Source organism: Pseudoxanthomonas sp. Root630 (genome assembly GCF_001427585.1).
Lineage (GTDB): Bacteria > Pseudomonadota > Gammaproteobacteria > Xanthomonadales > Xanthomonadaceae > Pseudoxanthomonas_A.
On record NZ_LMGY01000016.1, the window covers coordinates 25,772 to 52,771 of the forward strand.

A 27,000-nucleotide genomic window follows, 5' to 3' on the forward strand; every position below is an offset into this window, starting at 1 on the left:
GAGGCCGGATAGCAAAAACGCCGCGCGGTCGCGCAGCGTCTTCGATCCATCCTTCCCGGGCCCGGCCTGCATCACCGCTTTCCATCTGCGCGCCTTGATTCGCCGGATACGCAACGCCACTCTATGTGCCTGCGGACGATGCGCTGATGCGTCGTTGCCTGCCCGTTTACCACCTTTTCGCGAGTATACATGAGCACTTCGAAGCACTGCCGCCTACTGATCCTGGGCTCCGGCCCCGCCGGTTGGACCGCCGCCGTCTATGCGGCCCGCGCCAATCTCAAGCCTGTCGTGATCACCGGACTGCAGCAGGGCGGCCAGCTGATGACGACCACGGAAGTGGACAACTGGCCGGGCGATGCGCACGGACTCATGGGTCCGGACCTGATGACGCGCATGCAGGCGCATGCCGAACGGTTCGAGACCGAGGTGATCTTCGACCACATCCACACCGCCGACCTGTCCAAGCGCCCGTTCAAACTGATCGGCGACAGCGGCGAGTACACCGCCGACGCCCTGATCATCGCGACCGGCGCGACCGCCAAGTACCTGGGCCTGGCGTCGGAAGAGGCGTTCAAGGGCCGCGGCGTTTCCGCCTGCGCCACCTGCGACGGCTTCTTCTACCGCGACCAGGACGTGGCGGTGATCGGCGGCGGCAACACCGCCGTGGAAGAAGCGCTGTACCTGGCCAACATCGCGCGCAAGGTCTACCTGGTGCACCGCCGGGACACGCTGCGCGCTGAAAAGATCATGCAGGACAAGCTGTTCGCCAAGATCCAGGCGGGCAAGATCGAGCCGGTGTGGCACCACACCGTCGACGAAGTGCTGGGCAACGAAGCCGGCGTCACCGGCCTGCGGGTGAAGTCCATGCTGGACGACAGCACGCGCGAGATCGACATCCACGGGTTCTTCGTGGCGATCGGCCACACCCCCAACACCAGCCTCTTCGAAGGCCAGCTCGACATGAGCAACGGCTACCTGAAGATCCGCTCCGGCATCGAAGGCAATGCGACCGCGACCACCATCCCCGGCGTGTTCGCCGCCGGCGACGTGACCGACCAGCACTACCGGCAGGCGATCACGTCGGCTGGCTTCGGCTGCATGGCGGCGCTGGACGCGGAGCGCTTCCTGGACAAGGACGCCTGACCCACGCCGGCGCGCATCCTGCGTGGACAAGCTGCTGATCAAGCAGTGCCTGTTCTATGGAAGCTGGCTGGCCTGGCCGGCCATCGTCTGGTTGCTGTGGCGGCTGCGCCGGCGTACCTCTCGCGCATGGTCGGCGCTGTTGCTCGCGGGCGCCCTGGTGTTCGTCTGGGCCCGTTTCATCGAACCGCAGATGATCCGGGTGCAGCACACCACCGTGGCCGGCACCGGTGCAGAGGCCCGGATCGCGCTGATCAGCGACATCCACCTCGGCGTCTACAAAGGGCCGGGGTTCCTCGATCGGCTGGTGGACCGCATCAATGCCCTGCCCGTCGATGCGGTGGTGATCGCGGGCGATGTTACCTATGAGCCCGACGATGCGTCGCTGGAACTGCTGTTCGCACCGTTGGCGCGCCTGAACGTGCCGGTCTATGCGGTCCTGGGCAACCACGACCAGCAGGCCCCCGGACCCGACATCGACCAGGTGCTCCGCCGTGCATTGGCCGCTCATCGCGTGCAGGTCATTGAAGGCCGTTTCGCGGACCTGGGCGATCTCCGGTTGGCGGGGCTCGGCGACCGATGGGCGCAGAAAGACGATGCGGGCTTCCTGGCGACGGATGCGAGGCGTCCCGTGGTCGTGCTGACGCACAATCCGGACAGCGCCATCCAATTGGGGCCGGCCGACGCCACGCTGGTCCTGGCGGGACATACGCACGGGGGCCAGATCCGCATCCCGTGGTTGTATCGCCATGTCATTCCCAGCCAGTACGGCTTCGATCGCGGCTTGCAGACGCTGAAGACGCCCCAGGGCGAAGTGCGCGTGTTCACCACGGTCGGTACCGGCGAGATCGGGTTGCCGATGCGCTTGTTCAATCCGCCGACCATCGACGTGCTGGACCTGCGCCCGTAGCATCGTGGCGATGCCGGCCGTCCGTTTCCTCGCTTCGCTTGCCGATGTGCCCGCTCCTGCCTGGGACGCGCTGCACGACGGCCGCAATCCGTTCGTATCCCACGCCTTCCTGCGCGGCCTGGAGGCGGAAGGCTGCCTGCGCGCGGACTGGGGATGGCGTCCCCACCACGCATCGTTATGGGAAGCCGACCGCCTGGTCGCCGCGGTGCCGGGATACCTCAAGGACAACTCGCATGGCGAGTTCGTGTTCGACCATGCCTGGGCGCATGCCTACGCACAGCACGGGCTGGACTATTACCCGAAATGGTTGGGTGCGGTGCCCTACTCGCCCGTCACCGGTCCGCGCCTGCTTGCGTCGGAGGTCGGCCATCGCGCGGCGTTGCTGGGTGCGATAGAGAAGGAAGCGCGTCGTCTCGGGCTGTCGTCGGCGCATATCAACTTCCACCCCGAAGCTGAAGACGCGGCGTTCCCAGACGCATGGCTGGCGCGGACCGACGTCCAGTACCACTGGCGCAACCCGGGTCATTGGCGGACGTTCGACGGATTCCTCGCCGACCTCGACCACAAGCACCGCAAGAACATCCGCCAGGAGCGGGCGAAGGTGGCGCGCACTGGCGTGACCTTCCGGGTGCTGCATGGGGACGAAGCCAGCGATGCCGATCTGCAGGCCATGTTCGGTTTTTACCTGCGCACCTTCCGCGACTACGGCAACTCGCCGGCGCTGACGCTGGGTTTCCTGCGCCACCTGGCACGTACCCTGCCGCGCAGCCTGGTGATGTTCCTGGCCGACCACGACGGCGAGGCCATCGCCGGGGCGCTCTGCCTGCGCGGTGGCGATGCGCTGTATGGCCGCTACTGGGGTGCCGCGACCGCCTTGCCCGGGCTGCACTTCGAGACCTGTTACTACCAGGGCATCGACTACTGCCTTCGCGAAGGCCTGACCGTGTTCGAACCGGGCGCCCAGGGCGAGCACAAGATCGCGCGTGGTTTCCTTCCCGCCTTCGTGCATTCCCGGCACTGGATATCCGAACCCGACTTCGCCGCGGCCCTCGCTGCCTGGTGCGAGCAGGAGACGGCGGCCGTCCACCGCTATGCACGGACGTTGCGGTCGCACACGCCCTTCAAGGGCCAGGGCTGAGTCCCCGCGGGCGCTCCTACAATCCCGGCATGAACCCACGGCCCTTCGTCCTCCCGTCCGATCCGCACGCGCCGTTCCCGCCCGTCGAGCAGGCCATGCGCGAGCCCGACGGACTGCTGGCGATCGGGGGCGACCTGTCACTGCCGCGCTTGCTCAACGCCTATCGCCACGGGATCTTCCCCTGGTTCTCCGCGGGCCAGCCGCCGCTGTGGTGGTCACCGGATCCCCGCATGGTGTTTCGCACCGATGGCGTCCGGCTCTCTTCGCGCTTCCGTCGCGCGCTCAGGCAGAACACCTGGCATGTCCGTGCCGACACCTGCTTCGAGCAGGTGATCACCGCGTGTGCCCAATCGCCCCGTCCGGGACAACGAGGCACCTGGATCACCTCGGGCATGCGGCAGGCCTACATCGACCTGCACCGGCAGGGGCATGCGCATTCGGTCGAGGTCTTCGACGGAGACACCCTGGTCGGCGGCATCTATGGCGTGGCGATCGGGCGGATGTTCTTCGGCGAAAGCATGTTCAGCGCCCGCAGCGGCGGCTCGAAAGTGGCGCTCGCATCGTTGGCGGCGCGCCTCGCCGAATGGGGGTGGCCGTTGATCGACGCGCAGGTGGAGAACCCCCATCTCGTCTCGCTCGGCGCCTCGCCCATGCCGCGTGAAGCGTTCACCGAAGCCATCGCCAGCCTCGTGGACATGCCGTCATCGGACGGCGCCTGGACGGTGCGATTCGGGGTCTGGGAGGCTTCCCGATTGGCGCAAGCGTCGGGGCCATAACGGAATTTTTGCACCTGGCGCCCGTCAGGCGTACAATGCCCGGCTTCATGGCTCACGCCATCCCTAGCGGCACAGCACAGGCATACATGTCGAAAGACGATTCCATTGAATTCGAAGGCACCGTCGCCGAGACGCTGCCCAACACCATGTTCCGGGTCAAGCTGGAGAATGGGCACGAAATCATCGCCCACATCTCCGGCCGCATGCGCAAGAACTACATCCGCATCCTGACCGGCGACAAGGTGAAGGTCGAAATGACCCCCTACGACCTGACCAAGGGTCGTATCACCTATCGCATGAAGTAATTCACTCAAGCGATTGATCTTCAAGGCGGCCTATGGCCGCCTTGCTCGTTTCTGGCGTGGCCGTGATAGACGCCGGAAGACCCCGTGACTTCTTTCATTGGGTCACTGGTCATTGGCCCCTCAGGCAGATTCGCGCGCCATGGGCCCGGACTAACGTGGGCGCCGGCCAATCCAGGCCGCCACCCGACCCCACGCCATGAACGTCCGTCCCGTCCTCTCCCTTGCCCTGCTGGGCCTGGCTTCCATCGCCTTCACCGCCTCCGCAAGCGAATCCGCCACGGAGTGCGTGGATCTGGGTTCCGACCAGGAAATCGTACGGGCTGGCAGCGGCCAGCAGATTTTCCTCCGCGACGGCCAGACCCACTACCGGATCGGCTTCGCCCGCGCCTGCGATTCCATCCAGATGACCTCCAGCGTGAAGATCACCACGGATGGGCAGGAGAACCGCCTGTGTCCGTCGGGCACCAAGGTCCGCACGAAGGAAGCGAACTGCGCGGTAAACGCGGTGGACGTCATCAGCGCCGAAGAGTTCGCCAAGCGCAAGAAGCGCGGCTCCCGCTGAGCAGCGCGTCCAGGCAACAAAAAAGGCGGCCCGTGGGCCGCCTTTTCCTGTTCCCGCGCCCTTCGCCCGGCGGGAAACTCAGACCGTCGCCGGCAGCAGTCGCTCCGGCTCCGCCTGGGCATCCACGACCAGTTCGCCGTCGCGCGCATCGATGCTGACCCGGCCGCCATTGACCAGCTTGCCGAACAGCAGTTCGTCGGCGAGCGGCCGCTTCACCTTGTCCTGGATCAGGCGCGACATCGGGCGTGCACCCATCAGCGGATCGAACCCGTGCTGGGCCAGCCAGTCGCGCGCCGCCGGCGTGGCCGACAGGCTGACGTGCTTCTCCTGCAGCAGCATCTCCAGCTCGATGATGAACTTGTCCACCACGCGCAGGATGTGGTCGAAGCCCAGGCCCTGGAACTGCACGATGGCATCGAGCCGGTTGCGGAACTCCGGGGTGAAGCTGCGGCGGATCACTTCCATCGCGTCGGTCGAGTGGTCCTGCTGCATGAAGCCGATCGTCCGCCGCGACGCCTGTGCCGCACCCGCGTTGGTCGTCATGACGAGGATGACGTTCTTGAAGTTCGCCTCGCGGCCGTTGGTGTCCGTCAGCACCCCGCGGTCCATGACCTGCAGCAGGATGTTGAAGATGTCCGGGTGCGCCTTCTCGACCTCGTCCAGCAGCAGCACGCAATGCGGCGTCTTGACGATCTTCTCGGTCAGCAGGCCGCCCTGGTCGAAACCCACGTAGCCGGGAGGCGCGCCGATCAGGCGGCTGACCGAATGCGGCTCCATGTATTCGCTCATGTCGAAGCGGACCAGCTCGATGCCCAGTTGCAGCGCGAGTTGCTTGGTCACCTCGGTCTTGCCCACGCCGGTGGGGCCGGCGAACAGGAAGTTGCCGATCGGCTTGTCCGGGTTGCCCAGACCGCTGCGCGCCAGCTTGATCGCCGATGCGAGCGTTTCGATGGCCGGATCCTGGCCGAAGATGACCATCTTCAGGTTGCGCTCCAGGTGCTGCAGCACGTCCTTGTCGGACGACGACACCTGCTTGGCCGGGATGCGCGCCATCTTGGCCACGATGGTTTCGATTTCCTCGACGTCGATCAGTTCCTTGCGCGTTTCCAGCGGCAGCAGGCGCTGGCGTGCACCGGCCTCGTCGATCACGTCGATGGCCTTGTCGGGCAGCAGGCGGTCGCCGATGTGCTTGACCGACAGGTCCACGGCAGCCTGCAGGGCGTCGTCGGCGTAGGTCACGCCGTGGTGCGCCTCGTACTTCGGCTTCAGGCCCTGCAGGATCTGGTAGGTCTCGCCCACCGTGGGCTCCACGATGTCGATCTTCTGGAAGCGGCGCGCGAGCGCACGGTCCTTCTCGAAGATCCCGCGGTACTCCTGGAACGTGGTCGAGCCTATGCAGCGCAGCTCGCCCGATGCCAGCGCCGGCTTGATCAGGTTGGACGCATCCATCGTGCCGCCACTGGCCGAGCCGGCACCGATGATGGTGTGGATCTCGTCGACGAACAGGATGGCGCCCGGGATCTTCTTGATCGAGGCGAGCACGCCCTTCAGGCGCTTCTCGAAGTCGCCGCGGTACTTGGTGCCGGCGACCAGCGCACCGAGATCCAGCGAGTAGATGACGGCGTCCAGCAGCACATCGGGTACGTCGCCCTCGACGATGCGCTTGGCCAGGCCCTCGGCCAGCGCGGTCTTGCCCACGCCAGCTTCACCCACGTACAGCGGGTTGTTCTTGCGGCGGCGGCACAGGACCTGGATGGTCCGCTCGATCTCGTCGCCACGGCCCACCAGCGGATCGATCTTGCCCTGCCGGGCGAGGTCGTTGAGGTTGCTGGCGAATTCGGTCAGGGCATCGCCCTTGCCGTCGCCGTCCGTGCCCTCGGCCTTGCCCTCGCCTTCCGGGTGCCCTGCCGTGTCGTTCTCCTCGCCCTGCTTGGCGATGCCATGGGACAGGTAGTTGACGATGTCCAGCCGGGTCACGTCCTGCTGGTTGAGGAAGTAGACCGCGTGGGAATCCTTCTCGCCGAAGATCGCGACCAGCACGTTGGCGCCGGTGACTTCCTTCTTGCCCGAGGACTGCACGTGGTAGACGGCACGCTGGAGCACGCGCTGGAAGCCCAGCGTCGGCTGGGTGTCGCGGCCGTCGTCTTCCGCCAGGCGGGACACGGAGGCCTCGATCGCCTGCTCCAGATCCGCGCGCAGGCGGCCGGCGTCCGCGCCGGTCGCCTTCAGGACGGCCTGCGCCGAGGGGTTCTCCAGGAGCGCGAGCAACAGGTGCTCGACGGTCATGAATTCGTGCCGAGCTTCACGGGCGCGCTTGTAGCACTGGCCGATGGTCTGCTCGAGGTCTTTGCTGAACATGGTTGCCTCCGGGGCCGATGCCGACAATATGCGGCTTGGCGGGCGGTTTTCCATCACCCTACCGGATTTCAGTGTTCAGGGATCGTTACCTTGTACTGCGCGGCGGCGCCCCCACACCGTTCATGCCGGACCGGCTGCCCTTGCCGGATCCCTCAGGACTTCTCCATCGTGCACAGCAAGGGATGCTGGTTCATACGGGAAAACTCGTTGACTTGGGCCACCTTGGACTCGGCGACCTCGCGCGTGTAGACGCCGCAGACGCCCCGGCCGCGCGTATGCACGTGCAGCATGACCTGGGTGGCCTTCTCCAGGTCCATGACGAAGAACTGCTGAAGGACCGTGACCACGAAGTCCATCGGCGTGTAGTCGTCGTTGAGCAGCAGCACCTGGTACAGGGGCGGCGGCGCGACCTCGGGCCGGCTGGTCTCCACCAGCAAGCCGTGGTCGCGTTCGTTTTCGTTCTTGCGGGCCATGGCGCGATTATAGGCGTTGGCGTCCCTCGCCGCCGCCGTGGCGTCCCTGCGTGGACGCCATGCGTGACCACGGCCACAATGCACACTTCCGCTCGATCGAACCCGCCATGACGTCCACGTTGCCCCGACCTTCCGCTGTCGCCCTCGCCTGCGCCGCTCTGCTCGCCGGGCCCGCCCTTGCCGCCGATGCGTCGGTGGAGGCGCGGCTGACATCCCGCGGCATGCAGTACCAACTGGATGAGGACGGCGACTACAAGGTCATCTATGCCTACCAGCAGGAGCATCGCAGCCAGCAGGTGTTCGTGTCCGGCCGCACCGAGCAGGTGAGCGGACTGACCATCCGCGAGGTGTTCTCGCCCGCAGGCCGGCTCTCCGCCGACGGCATCGACGGCGCGAAGGCGCTGGCCCTGCTGGCCGGCAGCCGGAAGAAGAAGATCGGCAGCTGGGAGCTGGAGGGCGACGTGCTGCTCTTCGTGATCAAGCTGCCCGACACCGTCGATGGCGCCACGCTGGAGGCGGCCATGGACCTTGCCGCCGAAACCGCGGACAACAAGGAAATCGAACTCTCCGGCGACAAGGACGACCTCTAAGTGAGCTACCGCGAAGGCCGCTTCTGGCAACCCGACGTCACCGTGGCCACTGTCGTGGTCCGCGATGGCAAGCTGCTGATGGTCGAGGAACGCGCGCAGGGCCGCCTGGTGTTCAACCAGCCTGCCGGCCACCTGGAACCGGATGAGAGCCTGCTGGAGGCCGCCTGCCGCGAAACCCTCGAGGAAACCGGTTGGGAAGTCGAGTTGACCGCTTTCATCGGCGCCTACCAGTGGAAAGCGGAGACTGGCCGCCACTACCTGCGCTTCGCCTTCGCCGCCACGCCGCTGCGGCACCTGCCGGAGCGTCCGTTGGACGACGGCATCGTGCAGGCGCACTGGTTGACGCCGGCCGAACTCCAGCAACAGGCCGACCGCCACCGTAGCCCCCTGGTTTGGCAGGTCGTGCAGGACTACCTCGGCGGCCGCCGGTCCCCGTTGTCGCTGCTCCAGCACGTGCCGTGAGCGCGCCGCGCATCATCGTCGGGGTCTCGGGCGGCGTCGATTCATCGGTAGCCGCCCTGCAGCTCGTCCAGCAGGGCGAAGCCGTCGCCGGGCTCTTCATGCAGAACTGGGCCGACGACGGCACGGGGGAATGCCGTGCGGAAGACGACCGCCGCGATGCGGTGGCGGTGTGCGGCCGGTTGGGCGTCCCCTTCCATTTCCGCGATTTTTCCTCGGCGTACTGGCAAGGGGTGTTCGAACACTTCCTGGCCGAGTACGCCGCAGGCCGTACGCCGAATCCGGACGTGCTGTGCAATCGCGAAGTGAAGTTCAAACACTTCCTGGACGCCGCCCGGGACCTGGGTGCCGAGAAGATCGCCACCGGCCACTATGCGCGCGTGGATGAGGTGGGTGGTCGCTGGCGCCTGCTGCGCGGCGTCGACCGCGGCAAGGACCAGAGCTATTTCCTGCACCAGTTGGGCCAGGCGCAACTGTCGGCGACGCTGTTCCCCATCGGCGAACTGCAGAAGGCGGACCTGCGCCGGATCGCACGCGAGGCCGGCCTCCAGACCCACGACAAGAAAGATTCCACCGGCATCTGCTTCATCGGCGAGCGCGATTTCCGCGAGTTCCTCGGCCGCTACCTGCCTGCGAAGCGCGGCGAGATGCGCGACCCGCAGGGCCAGGTGATCGGCGAGCATCCCGGTGTCTTCTACTTCACGCTGGGACAGCGCGAAGGCCTGCAGATCGGCGGTGTGCGCGGCCGGCCGCAGGCGCCGTGGTATGTCGTGGGCAAGGATGTCGCCCACAACGTGCTGTACGTCGATCAGGACACGCAGAGCCCGTACCTGATGTCCACGCGCCTGTGGACAGAATCGGCGCACTGGATCGCCGGCAGCCCACCCGCCGGGCGCTTCGACTGCACCGCGCAGACCCGCTACCGGCAACCGGACGAGCCCTGCCGGGTGCAGGTGCTGGACGACGGCACGGTGGCCGTGGAATTCGCCACGCCGCAGCGCGCCGTCACGCCGGGGCAGTCGCTGGTGCTGTATGACGGTGACGAATGCCTGGGCGGCGCGGTCATCGCGCGCACCGACGCCCCTCTTGAAATGAAACTCGCGGAGCAAGCAGCTTGAGCAACCGATATTCCGACCGCGTGCTGGCCCTCGCCGGGCTGGCACAGGCCCTCCACCAGGTGCGTCGCATTGCGGAAACCGGCCAGTCCGAATCCTCGGCCGTGCAGGCATCGCTGGAAAGCGTGTTCCGCATCGACGCGGTCTCCCCGATGGCGGTCTACGGCCGCCTCGGCGACATCACGCCCGGCCTGCGCGTGCTGCGCGGTTACCTGGCCAAGGAAGCGGGCGACGACGCGCTGCCTCGCCTGGCGATGTCCGTGCTGCAACTGGAGCGGCGCTTTGTCGGCGAGGACGACACGGTGCACGCCGTCGTCCGCGGTTTGAACGAGATCGCCCCGCGTGCGGAACAGCAGGGAAGCACGCATCCGGACACGCTGTCCGCGCTGGGCGGACTGTACGCCGACACCATCAGCCATCTGCGTCCGCGCGTGATGGTCCAGGGCAACCCGCACTACCTCGGCCAGCCGGGCGTGGTGGCGGAGATCCGCGCCATCCTGCTGGCCGCGGTGCGTTCGGCGGTCCTGTGGCGGCAGTTGGGCGGCTCGATGTGGGATTTCGTGCTCGGTCGCCGGCAGATGCTGGACGCCGTGGACGCCTGGCTCGACTGAGCCCAGGGAAGCGCACACGAAAAAGGCCCGACAATGCCGGGCCTTTTCGTTTCCTGCGGGGCGATCAGGCCGCCACGGTCTTGGCGACGTCCTGATATTCCTCGATCTGGTCGAAGTTCATGTAGCGGTAGATCTCGGCGCCCTTCTCGTTGATCACGCCGATGTCGGCCATGTACTCGGCCTTCGACGGGATCTTGCCCAGGCGCGAGCAGATCGCGGCCAGTTCGGCCGAACCCAGGAACACGTTGGAGTTGCGGCCCAGGCGGTTCGGGAAGTTGCGGGTCGAGGTGGAGAACACCGTCGCGCCCTCGCGCACCTGCGCCTGGTTGCCCATGCACAGCGAGCAGCCCGGCATTTCCATGCGCGCACCGGCGGTGCCGAACGTGCCGTAGACCCCTTCCTTGGTCAGTTCCGAGGCATCCATCTTGGTCGGCGGGGCGACCCACAGGCGCGTCGGGATGTCGCGCTTGCCTTCCAGCAGCTTGGCGGCGGCACGGAAGTGGCCGATGTTGGTCATGCACGAGCCGATGAACACTTCATCGATCACGGTGCCGGCGACATCCGACAGCGTCTTCACGTCGTCCGGATCGTTCGGGCAGGCCAGCAGCGGCTCGTGCACGTCGGCAAGGTCGATGTCGATGATCGCGGCGTATTCCGCGTCGGCATCCGGCTCGAGCAACTGCGGGTCGGCGAGCCACTCTTCCATCTTCTTGATGCGGCGGGCCAGCGAACGCGCATCGGCGTAGCCTTCGGCGATCATCCACTTCAGCAGCGTGATGTTGCTGGTGAGGTACTCGATGATCGGCTCCTTGTTCAGGCGCACGGTGCAACCCGCTGCGGAACGTTCGGCCGATGCGTCGGACAGCTCGAACGCCTGCTCGACCTTCAGGTCCGGCAGGCCTTCGATCTCGAGGATGCGACCGGAGAAGATGTTCTTCTTGCCCGCCTTGGCCACGGTCAGCAGCCCGGACTTGAGTGCGTAGTACGGGATCGCGTTGACCAGGTCGCGCAGGGTCACGCCCGGCTGCAGTTCACCCTTGAAGCGCACGAGCACCGATTCCGGCATGTCCAGCGGCATCACGCCGGTGGCCGCGGCGAACGCGACCAGGCCCGAGCCGGCCGGGAACGAGATGCCCACCGGGAAGCGCGTGTGCGAGTCGCCGCCGGTGCCGACGGTGTCGGGCATCAGCATGCGATTGAGCCAGCTGTGGATCACGCCGTCGCCCGGGCGCAGCGAGATGCCGCCGCGGGTGGAGATGAACTCCGGCAGCGTGTGGTGCGTCTTGACGTCCACCGGCTTCGGATAGGCCGCGGTGTGGCAGAACGACTGCATCACCAGGTCGGCGCTGAAGCCGAGGCATGCAAGATCCTTCAACTCGTCGCGCGTCATGGGGCCGGTGGTGTCCTGCGAGCCCACCGAGGTCATCTTCGGCTCGCAGTAGGCACCCGGGCGCACGCCCTGTCCGTCCGGCAGCCCGCAGGCGCGACCCACCATCTTCTGCGCCAGCGAGAAGCCCTTGCCGCTGTCGGCCGGCTGCTGCGGCTGGCGGAACAGATCCGTCGCCGGCAGCTTCAACGCTTCGCGCGCCTTCGCGGTCAGCCCGCGGCCGATGATCAGCGGGATACGGCCACCGGCGCGCACTTCGTCGAACAGCACGTCGGATTTCACCTGGAACTCGGCGATCACTTCACCATTCTTCAGCGCCTTGCCGTCGTACGGACGCAGCTCGACCACGTCGCCGTGGTTCATCTGCGCCACGTCGAGTTCGATCGGCAACGCGCCGGCGTCTTCCATCGTGTTGTAGAAGATCGGGGCGATCTTGCTGCCCAGGCAGACGCCGCCGAAGCGCTTGTTCGGGATGAACGGGATGTCCTCGCCGGTGAACCACAGCACGCTGTTGGTCGCCGACTTGCGCGAGGAGCCGGTGCCCACCACGTCGCCGACGTAGGCGACCAGGTGGCCCGGGCTTCCATCGGTACCCTTCTTCAGCGACAGGATTTCCTGGATCGGGCCGCGCTTGCCGTCGTCTTCCGGCACGAACGGCGCGTCGGGGCGCTTGTTCTTCAGCATCGCCAGCGCGTGCAGCGGAATGTCCGGGCGCGTGGTGGCGTCGGGCGCCGGCGAGAGGTCGTCGGTGTTCGTCTCGCCCGGCACCTTGAAGACGGTGACGGTCAGGCTCTGCGGCACTTCCGGCTTGCTGGTGAACCATTCCGCGTCGGCCCAGCTCTGCAGCACGCCCTGCGCGTGTGCATTGCCCTTCTCGGCCTTTTCCTGCACGTCATGGAAGCTGTCGAACATCAACAGCGTGTGCTTCAGGCCTTCGGCAGCGGTCGCGCCCAGCTCGGCATTGTCGAGCAGGTCGATCAGCGGGTGGATGTTGTAGCCGCCCAGCATCGTGCCCAGCAGTTCGGTGGCGCGCTTGGGCGTGATCAGCGGGGTCTTCTCGGTGCCGAACGCAACGGCGGCCAGGTAGGACGCCTTGACCTTCGCGGCATCGTCCACGCCAGCGGGCACGCGGTGCGTGATCAGCTCGACCAGGAACGCTTCTTCACCGGCCGGCGGATTCTTCAGCAACTCGATGACGGCGGCCGTCTGCTGGGCCGACAGCGGCAGCGGCGGGATACCCAGCGCGGCGCGCTCGGCTACGTGGTGGCGATAGGCTTCCAACATGGGTGACTCCGGTCGTTCGATGGTGCGGTGGAAAGGGGTAACGGTGTAAGCGGGTACGGCTTATTCGTTCGCGGGCACGATCAGTTTCAGGCCCTTGAAATAGTCGCGGTGGAAAGCGGTCTCGAAGGTGATCAGGCCATCGCACTGCAACAGCGCGTGCGCGCCGACCAGAAAGTCGGCGATCGGCCTCGCCTCGCCGGAGCGCTGGCGGTGACGACGCTGCATCTCGCCGGCACGGAGCGCGGACTTGGCTTCCACGGCGTGGAAGTGCACACCCATCTCCTCGACCGCCGCCAGTGCGTCGGCGCCATTGCGCAGCGAGGCGCACAGCTGGGCCAGCGCGGCATCGCAGACCACCACGCGGCCGCTGCCCAGGCTCTGGCGCAGGCCCGCTTCGACGGCATCCGCACGCGGGCCGTCGGTCAGCAACTCGATCAGGACGGGCGCATCGACGGCGATCATTCGGCGGGCGTATCCGTGCCGGGCGCGGCATCCAGAGCGAACTTGCCGCGCACGCGCGAGATCGCGTCGTCGACACTCTTCCGCAACACGATGCGGCTACCTTCCAGTTCGACCTTCAGCACGCTGCCTTTGGTGAGGCCCAGGGCATCCCGCACGGCCTTCGGCAGGGTGATCTGGCCGCGTTCCGCAACGGTGGCTTCCATCAGCGGGCCCTCTTGAGTATGGAAGAATTATACATACTTCCCTAGGCATACCCCAAACAGGCGCCTATTCTCCTGCCCCTCTCCGCCCCCGTCCCGCCTGCGGCTTTGGTCGGGTCACGGCTGTCTCAGTCTTGGCGGATAATCCGGGCAAGCATCGACAAGACGCACAGGATCGGCGGCTTATGCTGCTCCTGCGCCCCTTCCCCCAGCTACAGGAGCCTCCGCGATGAGTGATTCCTTCGCCACCCGCCGTTCCCTGGACGTTAACGGCACGTCCTACACCTACTACAGCCTGCCCGCGCTGGCCGAACGGCTGGACCCGGCTGGCGGCTTCGCCCGCCTGCCCTACTCCCTGAAGATCCTGCTCGAGAACCTGCTGCGCTGCGAGGACGGCGTTACCGTCCTGCCGGAGCATGTCCAGGCCGTCGCCGCCTGGGTGGCCACCAAGGAGCCGGACACCGAAATCGCCTTCATGCCGGCGCGCGTGGTGCTGCAGGATTTCACCGGCGTGCCCTGCGTGGTCGACCTGGCCGCCATGCGCGATGCCGTGGTGAAACTCGGCGGAAGCCCGGACCAGATCAACCCGCTGATCCCGTCCGAACTGGTCATCGACCACTCGGTACAGGTGGACGTGTTCGGCAGCCCGGAGGCGCTGGACCTCAACGGCAAGATCGAATTCGACCGCAACAAGGAGCGCTACGGCTTCCTGCGCTGGGGCCAGAAGGCGTTCGACAACTTCAAGGTGGTGCCGCCGAACACCGGCATCGTCCACCAGGTGAACCTGGAGAACCTCGCGCGCGTGGTGATGACGGGCGAGAAGGATGGCCAGGCCATCGCCTATCCGGACACCGTCTTCGGCACCGACAGCCACACCACGATGATCAACGGCATCGGCGTGCTGGGCTGGGGCGTGGGCGGCATCGAGGCCGAGGCCGCGATGCTGGGCCAACCGTCGTCGATGCTGATCCCGCAGGTCGTCGGCTTCAAGCTGACCGGCAGGTTGCCCGAAGGCGCCACCGCCACCGACCTGGTGCTGACCGTCACCCAGATGCTGCGCAAGCTGGGCGTGGTGGGCAAGTTCGTCGAGTTCTACGGTGACGGCCTGCAGCACCTGCCGCTCGCCGACCGCGCCACCATCGGCAACATGGCGCCGGAGTACGGCGCGACGTGCGGCATTTTCCCGATCGACCACGAGTCGTTGAACTACCTGCGCCTGTCCGGGCGCAGCGAAGAGCAGATCGCGCTGGTCGAGGCCTACGCCAAGGCCCAGGGCCTGTGGCATACGCCGGACAGCCCGCATGCCGAGTACAGCGCCACCCTGCACCTGGACATGGGCGACGTGAAGCCGTCGCTGGCCGGGCCCAAGCGCCCGCAGGACCGCGTGCTGCTGCAGGATGTGAAGCAGAACTTCCGCGACAACCTCAAGCCATTCGCCGATATGCGCGACAAGCGCAGCCCGGAAGTGGCGGATTTCGTTTCCGAGGGCGGCGGCTCCGCCGTCGGCAACGACGCGCTGAGCCGTGGCTATGCCGACATCGAAACCGAAGGCCAGAAGGTGCGCCTGAAAGACGGCGCGGTCGTCATCGCCGCGATCACCTCGTGCACGAACACCTCCAATCCCGCCGTGATGATCGGTGCCGGCCTGCTGGCCCGCAACGCCGCTGCCCGGGGCCTGACCCGCAAGCCCTGGGTGAAGACCTCGCTCGGCCCGGGTTCGCGTGTCGTGACCGACTATCTGGAAAAGGCCGGCGTGCTGGACGACCTGGAGAAGCTCGGCTTCTACGTCGTCGGCTACGGCTGCACGACCTGCATCGGCAATTCCGGCCCGCTGCCGACGGAAGTCAGCGCAGGTATCGCCACCGGCGACCTGGTGGTGACGTCGGTGTTGTCGGGCAACCGCAACTTCGAGGGCCGCGTGCATCCCGAAGTGAAGATGAACTACCTGGCAAGCCCGCCGCTCGTGGTGGCCTATGCGATCGCCGGTACCACCGATATCGACCTGAGCACCGAGCCCCTGGGCACCGGCAGCGACGGCCGGCCGGTCTTCCTCAAGGACGTCTGGCCCAGCAACAAGGAGATCGGCGATTTCATCGCCGCGACGATCGGCCCGGAGATGTTCGCGAAGAACTACGCCGACGTCTTCAAGGGCGATACGCGCTGGAACACCATCGCTTCACCGGATGGGGATCTGTACGCGTGGGATGGCGATTCCACCTACATCAAGAACCCGCCCTACTTCGACGGGATGTCGATGTCGATCGGCAGCATCGATGACGTGCATGGTGCGCGCGTGCTGGGCCTGTTCGGCGATTCCATCACCACCGACCACATCTCGCCCGCCGGCAACATCAAGAAGGACTCGCCTGCCGGCCGCTTCCTGATCTCGCGCGGCGTGCAGCCGGTGGACTTCAACAGCTACGGCAGCCGCCGCGGCAACGACGACGTGATGGTGCGCGGCACCTTCGCCAACATCCGGATCAAGAACCTGATGTTCGGCGGCGAGGAAGGTGGCAATACCTTGTACTTCGGCAGCGCACCGCCCGAAAAGATGTCCATCTACGACGCGTCGATGAAATACCAGGCCGACGGCGTGCCGCTGGTGGTGATCGCCGGCAAGGAGTACGGCACCGGCTCCTCGCGCGACTGGGCGGCCAAGGGCACCAACCTGCTGGGCGTGAAGGCGGTGATCGCGGAGAGCTTCGAACGCATCCACCGCTCCAACCTGGTCGGCATGGGCGTGCTGCCGCTGCAGTTCGTCGATGGCCAGAACGCGCAGTCCCTCGGCCTGGACGGTTCCGAAACCTTCGATGTTACCGGCCTGCAGGACGGCGCGGCGAAGACGGCAACGGTCACCGCGCGCAAGGCCGATGGCAAGACGGTCGAGTTCCAGGCCAAGGTCCTGCTGTTGACGCCGAAGGAAGTGGAGTACTTCCGGCACGGCGGTCTGCTGCACTACGTGCTGCGCCAACTGGCAGCGCGCAAGGCCGCCTGAGCCCGCCGTAAGCGGAAAGAAAAAGGCCGCCAGGAGGCGGCCTTTTTCATGCCTGCGGCCCGTGTCTCAGCGGGCGGCCGCCGGTGCGGCACCCGCCGCCTGCCCTTTGTTCTTCACGTAGCGCTCCAGCCACTGGTCCTGCTCCCACAGCAGGTGCAGGACCGATTCCTTCGCGGCATACCCGTGGCTTTCCTTCGGCAGCAGCACGAGGCGCGCCGGAGCGCCGAAGCCCTTGAGCGCATTGAAGTAGCGCTCGCTCTGCATGGTGAACGTGCCGGAATTGTTGTCGGCCTCGCCATGCACCAGCAGCATGGGCGTCTTCATCTTCTCCACGTGCATGAAGGGCGACATGTCGTTGTAGACGCCTGGCGCCTCCCAGTAGTTGCGCTCCTCCTGCTGGAAGCCGAACGGCGTCAGCGTGCGGTTGTACGCGCCGCTGCGCGCGATGCCGGCGGCGAACAGGTCCGAGTGCGTCAGCAGGTTGGCGGTCATGAACGCACCATACGAATGGCCGCCCACGGCCACGCGCGAGCGGTCGATGTAGCCGAGGCCATCGACGGCATCGATCGCCGCCTTGGCGTTGGCGACCAACTGGGTGATGAAGGTGTCGTTCGGCTCGTCCTTGCCCTCGCCCACGATCGGGAACGCAGCATCGTCGAGCACGGCGTAGCCCCGCGCGACCCAGTACACCGGCGAGCCGTAGCTCGGGAAGATGAACTCGTTCGGGTTGGTCGTGTTCTGGCCGGCGCTGTCGCGGTCCTTGTACTCGGTGGGATAGGCCCACATCACCAGCGGCAGCTTTTCGCGCTTGGCGGCGCGGTCGTAGCCCGCCGGCAGGTACAGCGTGCCGGTCAGCGGCAGCCCGTCCGCGCGCTTGTAGGTCAGGACTTCCTTGTACACACCCTGCAGGGCCTTGAACGGATTCTCGAAGCGCGTCACCGGTACCGGCGCGATCCGCTGCTTCAGGTGGCGCACGTAATAGTTCGGGAACTCGGTCGGCGATTCGATGCGCACCAGCGCCGTGCCCTGCACGGGGTCCAGTAGCGCCTGGATGCTCTCCTTCTGGCCTTCCAGCCGCGAGGTATACAGGCGCTCCTTCTTGCCGGTGGCCAGATCCATCCTGTCGATGAAGGGGAACTGCCCTTCGGGCGTGAAGCCGTCGCCGATCAGGTGCGCCTGCCCGTTGTCCAGCGCCAGCACGGTTTCGCCGGATGCGTTCTTCCGCGTCTCGAACTGGCCCGGATCGCTGTACTGGTCCTGGTAGCTGCGACTGACGAGTTCCCGCAGCGGTGCGCCCGGCTTCGAAGGATCCAGCACGTAGGTGCGCGTATGACGCGTGTTCCACCAATAGTCGGTGACGATCGCATGCGTATCGTCGCCCCACAGCACGCCCTGCACGCGGTCCACCGTCTTGAACAGCGATTGCGGCGCGCCGGAGAACGGTGCCTGCCAGGCGAAGGCTTCGTCGCGGAACGGCACCTCGATCGCCGGATCGCCCTTGTCGAGCGCTTCGGCCCACACCAGCGTCGCGGGTTGATCCGCACGCCATTCGACATCGCGACGACCCGCGCGCACGGCCATGAAGCCTTTCGGCAGGTTCTCCGCCAGCGGGGCATCCACGACGGTCACCGCCGGCTTGCCCGTCGTTTCCACCACCTCCGCGCGATACGGGAAGCGGCCATACGGCACCAGGTAAGAGAACGGCTTCTTCAGCGTGTGCAGCAGCACGTAGCGGCCGTCCGGCGAGAACGACTCCCCGGTGTACATCGCCGCTGCGCGCCAGAGCGTGGCGCGCCCCTTCAACGGCACGCGGTACAGCTCGGACGTGGCGAGCACAGTGAAATTGCTTTCGTCCGACGGATTCTTCAGCAGGTCCTGATAGGTGCGGTTCTGCGCCTTGCTGCCATCGCTCACCGATACCGTCGGCCCGGTCGGGACGGCGCGTGCGGTATCCAGCAGCGCCGGGCGCTGCGCGGGCAGCATGCGGACCAGCAACGCCTGGTTGTCGCGGAACCACGTCAGCGGATTGCCGACGTTGCCATTGACGCGGGCTTCGGTCAGGCGCGTCGCCTGTGCCGTGACCAGCTCAAGCACCCAGGCCTCCACGCCCGTCCGCGTGGTGTGGGTGAACGCGAGCCGGCGCTCATCGGGAGACCAGGCGAAATTCGCGAGGCGCGGATTCGCAGGCAGGCCCGCCACCTGTTGTGCGCTCCCCCCCTGCAGGCTCTGTACCTGCAGGTTGGTGAAGTACGTGGTGGTACTGGCGATGTTGGTGCGCGGGTTCACGCGCAGGCCGCCGAGGCGGAGTTCCTCATCGGACAGTTCCGCCAGCGACTTGAACGTGTCCCGGTAGAACAGCACCAGGTGCTGCTTGCGGCTGTCCGTCACCACGCTGGGTGGGCGCTGTACGTCGGCGAGTTGCAGGATCTCGGCAGGCGGCGTCTGGTACGGCAAAGCGTCCTGCGCGAAGGCGTTTCCGGCGGCCAGCCACAGGCACGCCAGGAGTTTCCAGCGAATCGACATGAGCGGTTTCCCCAATTGGATATCCGGATCATCAAGCCTTGCTCCCACGGTGGCAAGCCAGACCATCGGTGGGCGGTACCGGGCTCCACGTTGCCGGTCGGCGGTGCCCCTTGCGTTTCGGAACATGCAGGCCTTCGCCGAGGGTCGTCAGGAATTCGCCATGGCAAAGCTGGTCCTTCCAACCCTGCTGCTCATCGCCATCGTGGTCGGCATGCCGGCGCACGCGGCCGCTCCCGATGCCGACCAGGCCAGGCGCATCGCCGAACAGTTCCTCGCCACGAAGCAGGCCAGCGCCAGCCCGCAGGAAGCCTATGAGGCGGGTGACATCGCCACCGCCGATCTCGACGGCGACGGCGAGGCGGAAGTGGTCGTGCTGTGGACGATGCTGGGCCCCACGTACTGGCACCATGGCGTCACCGTGCTTGCCCGCAAGGGGCAGCGCTACGTACCGGTCGGCGACGCCGAGGAACCGCTCGGCAGCGTGGAAGGCATGCTGGTGCGCAACGGGATCATCGAGCTGAAAACGAAGTGGCCCGGGCCCAACGATGCCCGTTGCTGCCCCAGCGTGCCGAAGACACTGCGCTATCGCTGGAGCGCAGGCAGGCTCACGCCGGCGAAATAGGGCTCAGCGTGGCGCGTCCCACTGCGCATGGTGGATCCGCCAGTCGCCTTCCTCCCGGCGCCACGCGGTCGTGACGTCGTAGGTGCGCGCCTGCTCCGGGAGGAGACGGCCACTGCTGCCCGTCAGCAGCAGATGGAAGGACACGGTGGCGTTGTCGCCATCGACCCGCACCTCCAGCGGCCCGGTGGTTGCGCCCACCCTCGCGTTGGCGAACGTGCGAGCACGGACCAGGTTGTGCAGCGCAGCACGATCCATCCCGCCTGGCCCCGTGAATTCCTCACTGACGCCGTCCATGAAATCGCCTACGCGCTTGTCCTCCACCGCGACCTGCATGGCATCGAACCGCTGTCTCAGCTGTGCCTCGGGCGTCTCCGAGCGGCAGCCCACCAGCCCTGCCAGCAGCACCAGCGCTGCGGCCGCGTATCCAAGACCCATGTTCGCCATCGAAACCTTCGCCTTTTCCATCCGGAACGGTATGCTCCCGACAGGCGCCCGTGTCGGCGCTCGCCTATAAGCATGCCGAGTGGCAGCCCGAAGACCCTGGGGAGGGAGCAGAACGATGAGTCAGGAACGTCCGTGGTTCAAGAGTTACCCGCAAGGCGTGCCGCATGCGGTTGACCTGGAGCAGTACCGCTCCATCGTGTCCGTGTTCGATGAAGCGATCAGCAAGTACCGCGACCGACCGGCGTTCCGCAATTTCGGCAAGACCCTGACGTACGGCGAGATCGACGCGCTGAGCCGCCGGTTCGCGGCCTACCTGCTGGGCGAACTCAAGCTCAAGAAAGGCGATCGCGTCGCCATCATGATGCCGAACTGCCTGCAGTACCCCATTGCGATCTTCGGCGTGCTGCGCGCCGGGCTGACGGTGGTCAACGTCAACCCGATGTACACCCCGCGCGAACTGAAGCACCAGTTGACCGATTCCGGCGCGAGCGTGCTGCTGGTCGTCGACAACTTCGGCAAGACCGCTCAGGAAGCGCTGGCCGGCACGCAGGTCAAGCAGGTCATCACCACCGGGCTGGGAGACCTCGTGGGCTTCCCGAAGGGCGCCATCGTCAACTTCGTACTGAAGTACGTGAAGAAGATGGTGCCGGACTACGACATCCCCGGCACCGTGCGCTTCAAGGACACGCTGACGCTGGGCCAGTTGCACACCCTGCCCGATGTCGACATCGACTCCGGCGACATCGCCTTCCTGCAGTACACCGGCGGCACCACCGGCGTCGCCAAGGGCGCCATGCTGACCCACCGCAACCTGGTGGCGAACATGCAGCAGGCCGGCGTGTGGGTCGGCACGGGCCTGGATTACGGCAACGAGGTCATCATCACCGCGCTGCCGCTGTACCACATCTTCGCGTTGACGGCGAACTGCCTGGTCTTCATGAAGCTCGGCGGCCTCAATCACCTGATCACGAATCCGCGCGACATGCCGGGCTTCGTGAAGGAGCTGAAAGCCACGCGCTTCACCGCGATCACCGGCGTCAACACGTTGTTCAATGGCTTGTTGAATACGCCCGGCTTCGACGAGGTCGATTTCTCCAATCTCAAGATGACGCTGGGTGGCGGCATGGCCGTGCAGCGCGCCGTGGCCGAGAAGTGGAAGAAGGTCACCGGCGTGACGCTGGTCGAAGCCTATGGCCTGACCGAAACCTCGCCCGCCGCGTGCATCAACCCGATGAACCTGCAGGATTACAACGGCGCGATCGGCCTGCCGGTACCGTCGACCGACGCCTGCTTGAAGGATGATGACGGCAACATACTGCCCACGGGCGAAGTCGGTGAGCTCTGCATCAAGGGCCCGCAGGTGATGAAGGGTTACTGGCAGCGCCCCGAGGAAACGGCGAACGTCATCGATGCCGACGGCTGGCTGCACACCGGCGACATGGCGAAGATGGACGAGAGCGGATTCTTCTTCATCGTCGACCGCAAGAAGGACATGATCCTGGTCTCCGGCTTCAATGTGTATCCGAACGAAGTGGAAGACGTCATCGCCGGCATGGACGGCGTACTCGAGGTCGCGGCGATCGGCGTGCCCGACGAGAAATCGGGCGAAGCGGTGAAGGTTTTCATCGTGAAGAAGGATCCCGCGCTCACCGCCGACCAGGTCAAGGCGTATTGCCGCGACAACCTGACCGGTTACAAGCAGCCGCGCCAGATCGAGTTCCGCACCGAACTGCCGAAAACCAACGTCGGCAAGATCCTGCGCAAGGAACTCCGGGACCCGCCGAAAAGCGCCTGATCACCCTGTTCAGCTTTGAGAAAAGGCCGGCCCTGCGCCGGCCTTTTTCTTTTTGTTCAGGACTTTAGGGCTCAATTCTAGACGCCCGTCACAAATCCGGAGGCTGGCCCCTGGTTGACGTGGTTTGCTTGCCACAAGCGCGCGCGTGCACTGGATTTTAATTATTCGTTCAGGTGTAGGATCGGCGCGTGATGCCACCTGCGTCACACAAATCCGCCTCACCCGCATCCCCTGCCGCGCGGGCAAAAAACCCCTCCAAGGAGCTCTCCATGAACAACGTCGAAAAACTGCAGCGCACCCGTGCCTTCCCGACCATCCGCGTCGAGTCGGAGCCCAGCGGTGATGCCCACTGGATGTACATGCACTCCGACGTCGCACCCGGCGTCCGTCCGTGCTTCCGCAGCCAGATGCTCGACGATGTGCTGAGCTTCATGAACTCGATCACCCTGCGCGAGTCGCAGCGCCAGCCGGGCAAGTTGCGCCACCTCGTCGTCGCATCCGATGCCACGGCCTTCAACCTTGGCGGCGACCTGGAACTCTTCTCGCAGCTGATCCGCGAAAACAACCGCGACCGCCTGCTGAGCTATGCGCGCCGCTGCATCGACGGCGTCCACCACCTCAACACCGGCCTCGGTGGCGACGTCCGCACCATCGCGCTGATCCAGGGCGATGCGCTGGGCGGCGGTCTCGAGATCGCGCTGTCCTGCCACACCATCGTGGCCGAAGAAGGTGTCGACATGGGCCTGCCGGAAGTGCTGTTCGGCCTGTTCCCGGGCATGGGCGCCTACTCGTTCCTGTGCAAGCGCGTGTCCCCGCAGGTCGCCGAGAAGATCATCCTGGAAGGCAACATCTACACCAGCGACGAGCTGTACAAGCTGGGCGTGGTCGATGTACTGGTGCCGAAGGGCCAGGGTGCCGCAGCCGTCCAGACCATCATCGACAAGCAGCGCCGCTCCCCGCATGCGCACCTGGCGCTGAATGCCTGCCGCAACCTCGCGCAGCCGGTCGGCTACGACGAACTGATGGGCATCACCGAGGTGTGGGTCGATACCGCGCTGACGCTCGGCGACAAGTCGCTGAAGATGATGGAACGCATCGTGCGTGCGCAGGAAAAGCGCTCCACGCGCGCGGCTTGAGATACCTGCAGTAGTCCGCTGTTGCTGTAACGCACAGGGAATACAGGGGAAATCAGGGGGTTGAAGCGCTGCTTGCGCTTCAAGGGCGAGTCCGGATCATCGTACTCGCCTGGGACCCGCCCTTCGGGCGGGCCTGCCGCTTCCGTCCCACCCGGATTATCCGCGCAATGCGGCATCCAGGTGCCGGATCGGGATCAGGACGAAGAACCTTCGCCGCCCTTCTCGATCGCGCCACGCAACCGCTGGCGTGCTTCCAGCGCCGCACGACCATGGCTCAGGTGCGAGTTCAGCGCCGCGAGCCGATGACGCCATTCGCGCGTGATCTGCCAGTCCGCCAACCGCATCATCTCGCCTGCCGCGGCAGCGAGCTTCACCAGTCCAAGGTTGCTGGCCACGCCTTTCAGTGCGTGCGCATGCTCGCGCAGGTGCTCACCATCGCCCCGCTCCATCGCATGCGCCATGGCGCCGATACAACCATCCGCGTCGTTGAGGCACTGTTCGATGAATTCGCGTTCGAAGGCATCGCCCATGCCGAGCGCGGTGAGCTCGTCCAGCACGCTGACATCCAGCACGCCGTCGGATACTTCCGCACGCACCGGTGCGACCGTCGCCGTGGCGGACGCGCGGCCGGACGTGGCGATGTCGGCCAGTGCATCCAGCAGTCGCGAAGCGACCACGGGCTTGGCGAGGAACGCACGCGCGCCCGCCTGTTCGCAACGCTGGATGGATTCCGGGGTGACGTCGGCGCTGAGGATAAGCACCGGCGTGCGGCTGCCGCTGCCGGCCTCCATCACGCGCAGTTGCTTCAACAGGTCCAGGCCGCTCAGCCCCGGCATGTGCAGGTCGCAGATCACCGCGTCGTAGGACGCGGATTCCAGCGCATCCAGCACTTCTTCGCCACCATTCACGCAGGTGATGCGATGGCCGGCCTTCTGCAGCAGGCGCTGCACGACCATGCGGTTCGCTTCGTGGTCGTCGGCGACCAGGATCTGCATGCTGCGCACGCGGGCGCGGTGGCGCAGGAACGGATCCGAGAACGCGATGATGTTCTCGGCGCTGTTCGCGTCGGGCTCTTCCTGCAGCCATTCCGCATGTCCCTGTACCGCAGGCACGATGACACGGTCCGGCACCACATCGAATGGCAGTTCCACCCAGAAGCAGCTGCCGCGTTGTTCGTTGCTTTCGAAGCCGATCGTGCCGCCCATCGCCTCGGTGAGGCCCTTGGCGATCGTCGTGCCGAGGCCGGTGCCGCCGTAGCGGCGGGACAGGCTGACGTCGGCCTGTTCGAACGCTTCGAACAGGCGTTCGCGCAGCGCGACGGGTACGCCGATACCGGTATCGGTCACCGTGAAGCGCAGGCGCACGTGCTGGCCATCGACCAGCATCGGCGCGACGGTCAGGCGGACTTCGCCCTCGTCGGTGAACTTGACCGCATTGCCCGCGAGGTTCAGCAGGACCTGCCGCAAGTGGCCGGCGTCGCCGCGCAGCTTGGCCGGGATTGTGTCGTCCACCTGGCCTTCATAACGCACCTGCTTGCCACGGGCCTGCGGCATCAGGATCAGGCCGATGCTGTCGACCAGCTCGCGCGGCGAGAACTCGACCACGTTGAGCTTGACCTTGCCCGCTTCGATCGCGGAGATGTCCAGCACGTCCTCGACCAGGCCCAGCAAGGTCCGGGTGGAGGCCTGGATCGTCGACAGGCATTCGCGCTGCTCGGTATCCAGGCGCGTGGTGGCGAGCAGCTCGGACATGCCCGCCAGGCCATTGAGCGGCGTGCGGAACTCGTGGCTCATGTTGGCCAGGAAGCGGCTCTTGGCTTCGTTCGCGCGCCGGGCTTCGTCGGTGGCACGGGTCAGGTCGCGCAGCAGGCCCGAGAGATACATCGGCACGGCGATCAGGCCGAGCACCAGGCCGATGCCCAGTGTCGCGTTCGCGCGCCAGTAGTCGTTCATCCACACCACGGCGGCGAATGCGGTGCTGGCCATCGTGACCGCGACCACCAGGTAGCGGTTGCCGTAGCGGAGGCCGTTGCCGACGGTGATCCACATCAGCACGACGTACGCCCACGACAGCGGCTCGCCCATGCCGTTCATGGCGGCGGCCAGCAGGCCGTAGTCGGCGATCATGCCCAGTCCGCGACGGGCGTGGGACTTTCCGGGCTGGACCAGCAGCCACGCGAAGATGCCCAGGCTGTTGACGAGCCCGGAGGTGATGATGGTCAGGACGATGGTGTATTCATCGGCCGGCAGCGCTGCGCGCGACGAGGGCAGCAGCGCATAGGTCAGGATGATGGAAATCAGCGCGACGCGGATCAGCGCCTGACCATGCTCGCTGTCGCCGCGGTGCGCCAGCCGGGATCGTACCCAGGAGAAGACGTTGGACATGGCTCACTCCATCCCTGGACGGCTCTGCACCGTCGAGTAGCGTTCGCAGATGTCGTCCAAACGCGTCCGCCCGCGGATCAACGCGTCGACACATGCGGGGTCGAACAGGCGGCCACGCTGGGCGTACAGGTAAGCCAGGGCGGCGTCCTTCTCCCAGGCCTTCTTGTACGGGCGGGGCGAAATCAGCGCATCGAACACGTCCGCAACCGCGACTATCCTTGCTTCCAACGGGATCTCGTCGCCGACGAGGCCATCGGGGTAGCCGCTGCCGTCGTAACGTTCGTGATGGCGCAGGGCGATGATGGCACCGGCCTGGATGAAGCGGTTCTGGCTGCCGGACAGCAACTGGTGGCCGATCTTCGGGTGCCGGCGCATGACCTCGGTCTCGTCTTCGGTCAGCGGGCCCGCCTTCATCAGCACCGAATCCGGGATGGCGATCTTGCCCATGTCGTGCAGCGGGGCCGACATCTCGATGGCGCGCACCTCGTCCTCGGGCAGGCCAAGCTGTTCGGCGATCAGGCCGGCCACGTGCGCCATGCGCTCGAGGTAAGCACTGGTGCCACTGTCGCGGTACTCGATCGCACGGGCCAGGCGCGACAGCGTCTCGCGCTCGCGCTCCTCGACCTCATGCATGCTGGACAGCAGGCGCTGCTCCAGCGACAGGGCGCGTTGCTTCACGTTCTCGGACTGCTGGCGCAGCTGCAGCAGGTTGCGGCAGCGGGCGCGCAGTTCGCGCGGACGCACCGGCTTGACCAGGAAATCGATGACACCCGCCTCGAGGGCGGCCTGGCGGATGGGCTCGTCGCCCACCACGGTGATCAGGATGATCGCGATGTCGCGGTGCATCGGCAGCCGGCGGAACCGGCGGGCGAATTCCAGCCCATCCATGCCCGGCATGCGGTAGTCGAGCAGCAGCAGGTCGGTGCGGTTCTTCTCGCACCACTCCAGCGCGGCCAGGGGATCGCCGAAATCGTGGACGGCCAGCTCGGACGCGATGTCCTCGATGACATGGCGCAGCATCGTGCGCGCAGACGTCTGATCGTCGACGATGACGATGTTCAAAGCGTTACCCACCCCTTGGGGCCACATCAAGTGGCTGTCGGGCAAGGATACTCCGGCGGTGGCAACGCTCGCATCTAGCATGTCGGCAGTCCTGTTCGACGACACAGACCCTGGGGGGGTCCGAGATCCACGAAGGGAACCGATGCGAATCGCGGGGCCCCCTCCCCCGATCTCTATCGGCGCGGACGGCCTGAAGTTAACCGCCCTGCGCGTGAATCCACGCAGGAAGCGTGCCAGCCGGGGCCAGGGCATCTTGGGCTGGAACAACG

The 27,000-nt window shown here is 66.2% G+C and carries 23 protein-coding genes; 14 read left to right on the plus strand and 9 right to left on the minus strand.

Annotated features, from left to right (window positions below):
- The first annotated feature begins 189 nt into the window (after nucleotides 1-189).
- From trxB to ASD72_RS12445, 6 genes are all read left to right on the plus strand, one after another.
- Nucleotides 190-1,143 (plus strand): thioredoxin-disulfide reductase, encoded by a 954-nt coding sequence (trxB, locus tag ASD72_RS12420; RefSeq protein WP_056880275.1) that lies wholly within the window; start codon nucleotides 190-192, stop codon nucleotides 1,141-1,143.
- A 22-nt stretch (nucleotides 1,144-1,165) separates the two neighbouring features.
- Entirely contained in the window at nucleotides 1,166-2,050 is an 885-nt protein-coding gene (locus ASD72_RS12425) for a metallophosphoesterase (RefSeq protein WP_056880276.1), read from the plus strand.
- Between the two features lie 10 nt (nucleotides 2,051-2,060).
- Nucleotides 2,061-3,188, plus strand: coding sequence for a GNAT family N-acetyltransferase (locus ASD72_RS12430; protein ID WP_056880277.1), 1,128 nt, complete (start codon nucleotides 2,061-2,063; stop codon nucleotides 3,186-3,188).
- A gap of 29 nt (nucleotides 3,189-3,217) precedes the next feature.
- Nucleotides 3,218-3,964 carry a leucyl/phenylalanyl-tRNA--protein transferase gene (aat, locus tag ASD72_RS12435; RefSeq protein ID WP_056880278.1) on the plus strand — a complete coding sequence of 249 codons (747 nt, stop codon included), beginning with the start codon at nucleotides 3,218-3,220 and terminating at the stop codon, nucleotides 3,962-3,964.
- A gap of 86 nt (nucleotides 3,965-4,050) precedes the next feature.
- Nucleotides 4,051-4,269 carry a translation initiation factor IF-1 gene (gene infA, locus ASD72_RS12440; RefSeq protein WP_055943174.1) on the plus strand — a complete coding sequence of 73 codons (219 nt, stop codon included), beginning with the start codon at nucleotides 4,051-4,053 and terminating at the stop codon, nucleotides 4,267-4,269.
- A 196-nt stretch (nucleotides 4,270-4,465) separates the two neighbouring features.
- Entirely contained in the window at nucleotides 4,466-4,831 is a 366-nt protein-coding gene (locus tag ASD72_RS12445; protein ID WP_056880279.1) for a hypothetical protein, read from the plus strand.
- A gap of 78 nt (nucleotides 4,832-4,909) precedes the next feature.
- Here ASD72_RS12445 and clpA read toward each other — a convergent pair whose 3' ends face one another.
- Complete coding sequence (gene clpA, locus ASD72_RS12450; RefSeq protein WP_056880280.1) at nucleotides 4,910-7,189, minus strand: ATP-dependent Clp protease ATP-binding subunit ClpA; 2,280 nt, start codon at nucleotides 7,187-7,189, stop codon at nucleotides 4,910-4,912.
- A gap of 152 nt (nucleotides 7,190-7,341) precedes the next feature.
- Nucleotides 7,342-7,662 (minus strand): ATP-dependent Clp protease adapter ClpS, encoded by a 321-nt coding sequence (gene clpS, locus ASD72_RS12455; RefSeq protein WP_056880281.1) that lies wholly within the window; start codon nucleotides 7,660-7,662, stop codon nucleotides 7,342-7,344.
- A gap of 107 nt (nucleotides 7,663-7,769) precedes the next feature.
- Here clpS and ASD72_RS12460 point away from each other — a divergent pair, with 107 nt between their 5' ends.
- From ASD72_RS12460 to hflD, 4 genes are read left to right on the plus strand one after another with little or no spacing between them, the layout of a single operon-like run.
- Nucleotides 7,770-8,252: a hypothetical protein gene (locus tag ASD72_RS12460; RefSeq protein WP_155944628.1), complete on the plus strand. Its 483-nt coding sequence runs from the start codon at nucleotides 7,770-7,772 to the stop codon at nucleotides 8,250-8,252.
- The gene (locus tag ASD72_RS12465; RefSeq protein ID WP_056880283.1) at nucleotides 8,253-8,714 is read left to right on the plus strand and encodes an NUDIX hydrolase; all 462 of its coding nucleotides are present in this window, start codon (nucleotides 8,253-8,255) and stop codon (nucleotides 8,712-8,714) included.
- Nucleotides 8,711-9,829: a tRNA 2-thiouridine(34) synthase MnmA gene (gene mnmA / locus ASD72_RS12470; RefSeq protein WP_056880284.1), complete on the plus strand. Its 1,119-nt coding sequence runs from the start codon at nucleotides 8,711-8,713 to the stop codon at nucleotides 9,827-9,829. The genes ASD72_RS12465 and mnmA overlap by 4 nt, the downstream gene beginning before the upstream one ends.
- Nucleotides 9,826-10,437 carry a high frequency lysogenization protein HflD gene (hflD, locus tag ASD72_RS12475; RefSeq protein WP_056880285.1) on the plus strand — a complete coding sequence of 204 codons (612 nt, stop codon included), beginning with the start codon at nucleotides 9,826-9,828 and terminating at the stop codon, nucleotides 10,435-10,437. Before mnmA ends, hflD begins: the two co-directional genes overlap by 4 nt.
- A gap of 64 nt (nucleotides 10,438-10,501) precedes the next feature.
- Here hflD and acnB read toward each other — a convergent pair whose 3' ends face one another.
- The 3 genes from acnB to ASD72_RS12490 are packed head-to-tail and all read right to left on the minus strand — an operon-like array spanning nucleotide 10,502 to nucleotide 13,773.
- Nucleotides 10,502-13,108: a bifunctional aconitate hydratase 2/2-methylisocitrate dehydratase gene (acnB, locus tag ASD72_RS12480; protein WP_056880286.1), complete on the minus strand. Its 2,607-nt coding sequence runs from the start codon at nucleotides 13,106-13,108 to the stop codon at nucleotides 10,502-10,504.
- 60 nt (nucleotides 13,109-13,168) lie between these two features.
- Entirely contained in the window at nucleotides 13,169-13,570 is a 402-nt protein-coding gene (locus tag ASD72_RS12485) for a type II toxin-antitoxin system VapC family toxin (protein ID WP_056880287.1), read from the minus strand.
- Nucleotides 13,567-13,773, minus strand: a complete 207-nt coding sequence (locus ASD72_RS12490) for an AbrB/MazE/SpoVT family DNA-binding domain-containing protein (RefSeq protein ID WP_056880288.1) — start codon at nucleotides 13,771-13,773, stop codon at nucleotides 13,567-13,569. The genes ASD72_RS12485 and ASD72_RS12490 overlap by 4 nt, the downstream gene beginning before the upstream one ends.
- A 226-nt stretch (nucleotides 13,774-13,999) precedes the next feature.
- Between ASD72_RS12490 and acnA the strand changes: the two genes are divergently transcribed.
- Nucleotides 14,000-16,765, plus strand: coding sequence for an aconitate hydratase AcnA (gene acnA / locus ASD72_RS12495; RefSeq protein WP_056880289.1), 2,766 nt, complete (start codon nucleotides 14,000-14,002; stop codon nucleotides 16,763-16,765).
- 66 nt (nucleotides 16,766-16,831) lie between these two features.
- Here the strand turns inward: acnA and ASD72_RS12500 are convergent, their stop codons facing one another.
- Entirely contained in the window at nucleotides 16,832-19,288 is a 2,457-nt protein-coding gene (locus tag ASD72_RS12500; RefSeq protein WP_056880290.1) for a prolyl oligopeptidase family serine peptidase, read from the minus strand.
- 160 nt (nucleotides 19,289-19,448) lie between these two features.
- On the opposite strand from ASD72_RS12500, the gene ASD72_RS12505 reads away from it, so the two are divergent.
- The gene (locus ASD72_RS12505; protein WP_155944629.1) at nucleotides 19,449-19,910 is read left to right on the plus strand and encodes a hypothetical protein; all 462 of its coding nucleotides are present in this window, start codon (nucleotides 19,449-19,451) and stop codon (nucleotides 19,908-19,910) included.
- 3 nt (nucleotides 19,911-19,913) lie between these two features.
- Here the strand turns inward: ASD72_RS12505 and ASD72_RS12510 are convergent, their stop codons facing one another.
- Nucleotides 19,914-20,345, minus strand: a complete 432-nt coding sequence (locus tag ASD72_RS12510) for a nuclear transport factor 2 family protein (RefSeq protein WP_235578008.1) — start codon at nucleotides 20,343-20,345, stop codon at nucleotides 19,914-19,916.
- A 124-nt stretch (nucleotides 20,346-20,469) separates the two neighbouring features.
- On the opposite strand from ASD72_RS12510, the gene ASD72_RS12515 reads away from it, so the two are divergent.
- Together ASD72_RS12515 and ASD72_RS12520 are read left to right on the plus strand one after the other, a co-directional pair.
- Complete coding sequence (locus ASD72_RS12515; RefSeq protein ID WP_056880292.1) at nucleotides 20,470-22,149, plus strand: long-chain fatty acid--CoA ligase; 1,680 nt, start codon at nucleotides 20,470-20,472, stop codon at nucleotides 22,147-22,149.
- Between the two features lie 269 nt (nucleotides 22,150-22,418).
- Nucleotides 22,419-23,285, plus strand: coding sequence for a crotonase/enoyl-CoA hydratase family protein (locus ASD72_RS12520; protein ID WP_056880293.1), 867 nt, complete (start codon nucleotides 22,419-22,421; stop codon nucleotides 23,283-23,285).
- A gap of 194 nt (nucleotides 23,286-23,479) precedes the next feature.
- On the opposite strand, the gene ASD72_RS12525 is transcribed toward ASD72_RS12520, so the two are convergent.
- Both ASD72_RS12525 and ASD72_RS12530 read right to left on the minus strand, forming a co-directional pair.
- Nucleotides 23,480-25,669, minus strand: a complete 2,190-nt coding sequence (locus ASD72_RS12525) for an ATP-binding protein (RefSeq protein WP_056880294.1) — start codon at nucleotides 25,667-25,669, stop codon at nucleotides 23,480-23,482.
- A 3-nt stretch (nucleotides 25,670-25,672) separates the two neighbouring features.
- Complete coding sequence (locus ASD72_RS12530) at nucleotides 25,673-26,812, minus strand: two-component system response regulator (RefSeq protein WP_056880686.1); 1,140 nt, start codon at nucleotides 26,810-26,812, stop codon at nucleotides 25,673-25,675.
- Nucleotides 26,813-27,000: the final 188 nt, after the last annotated feature.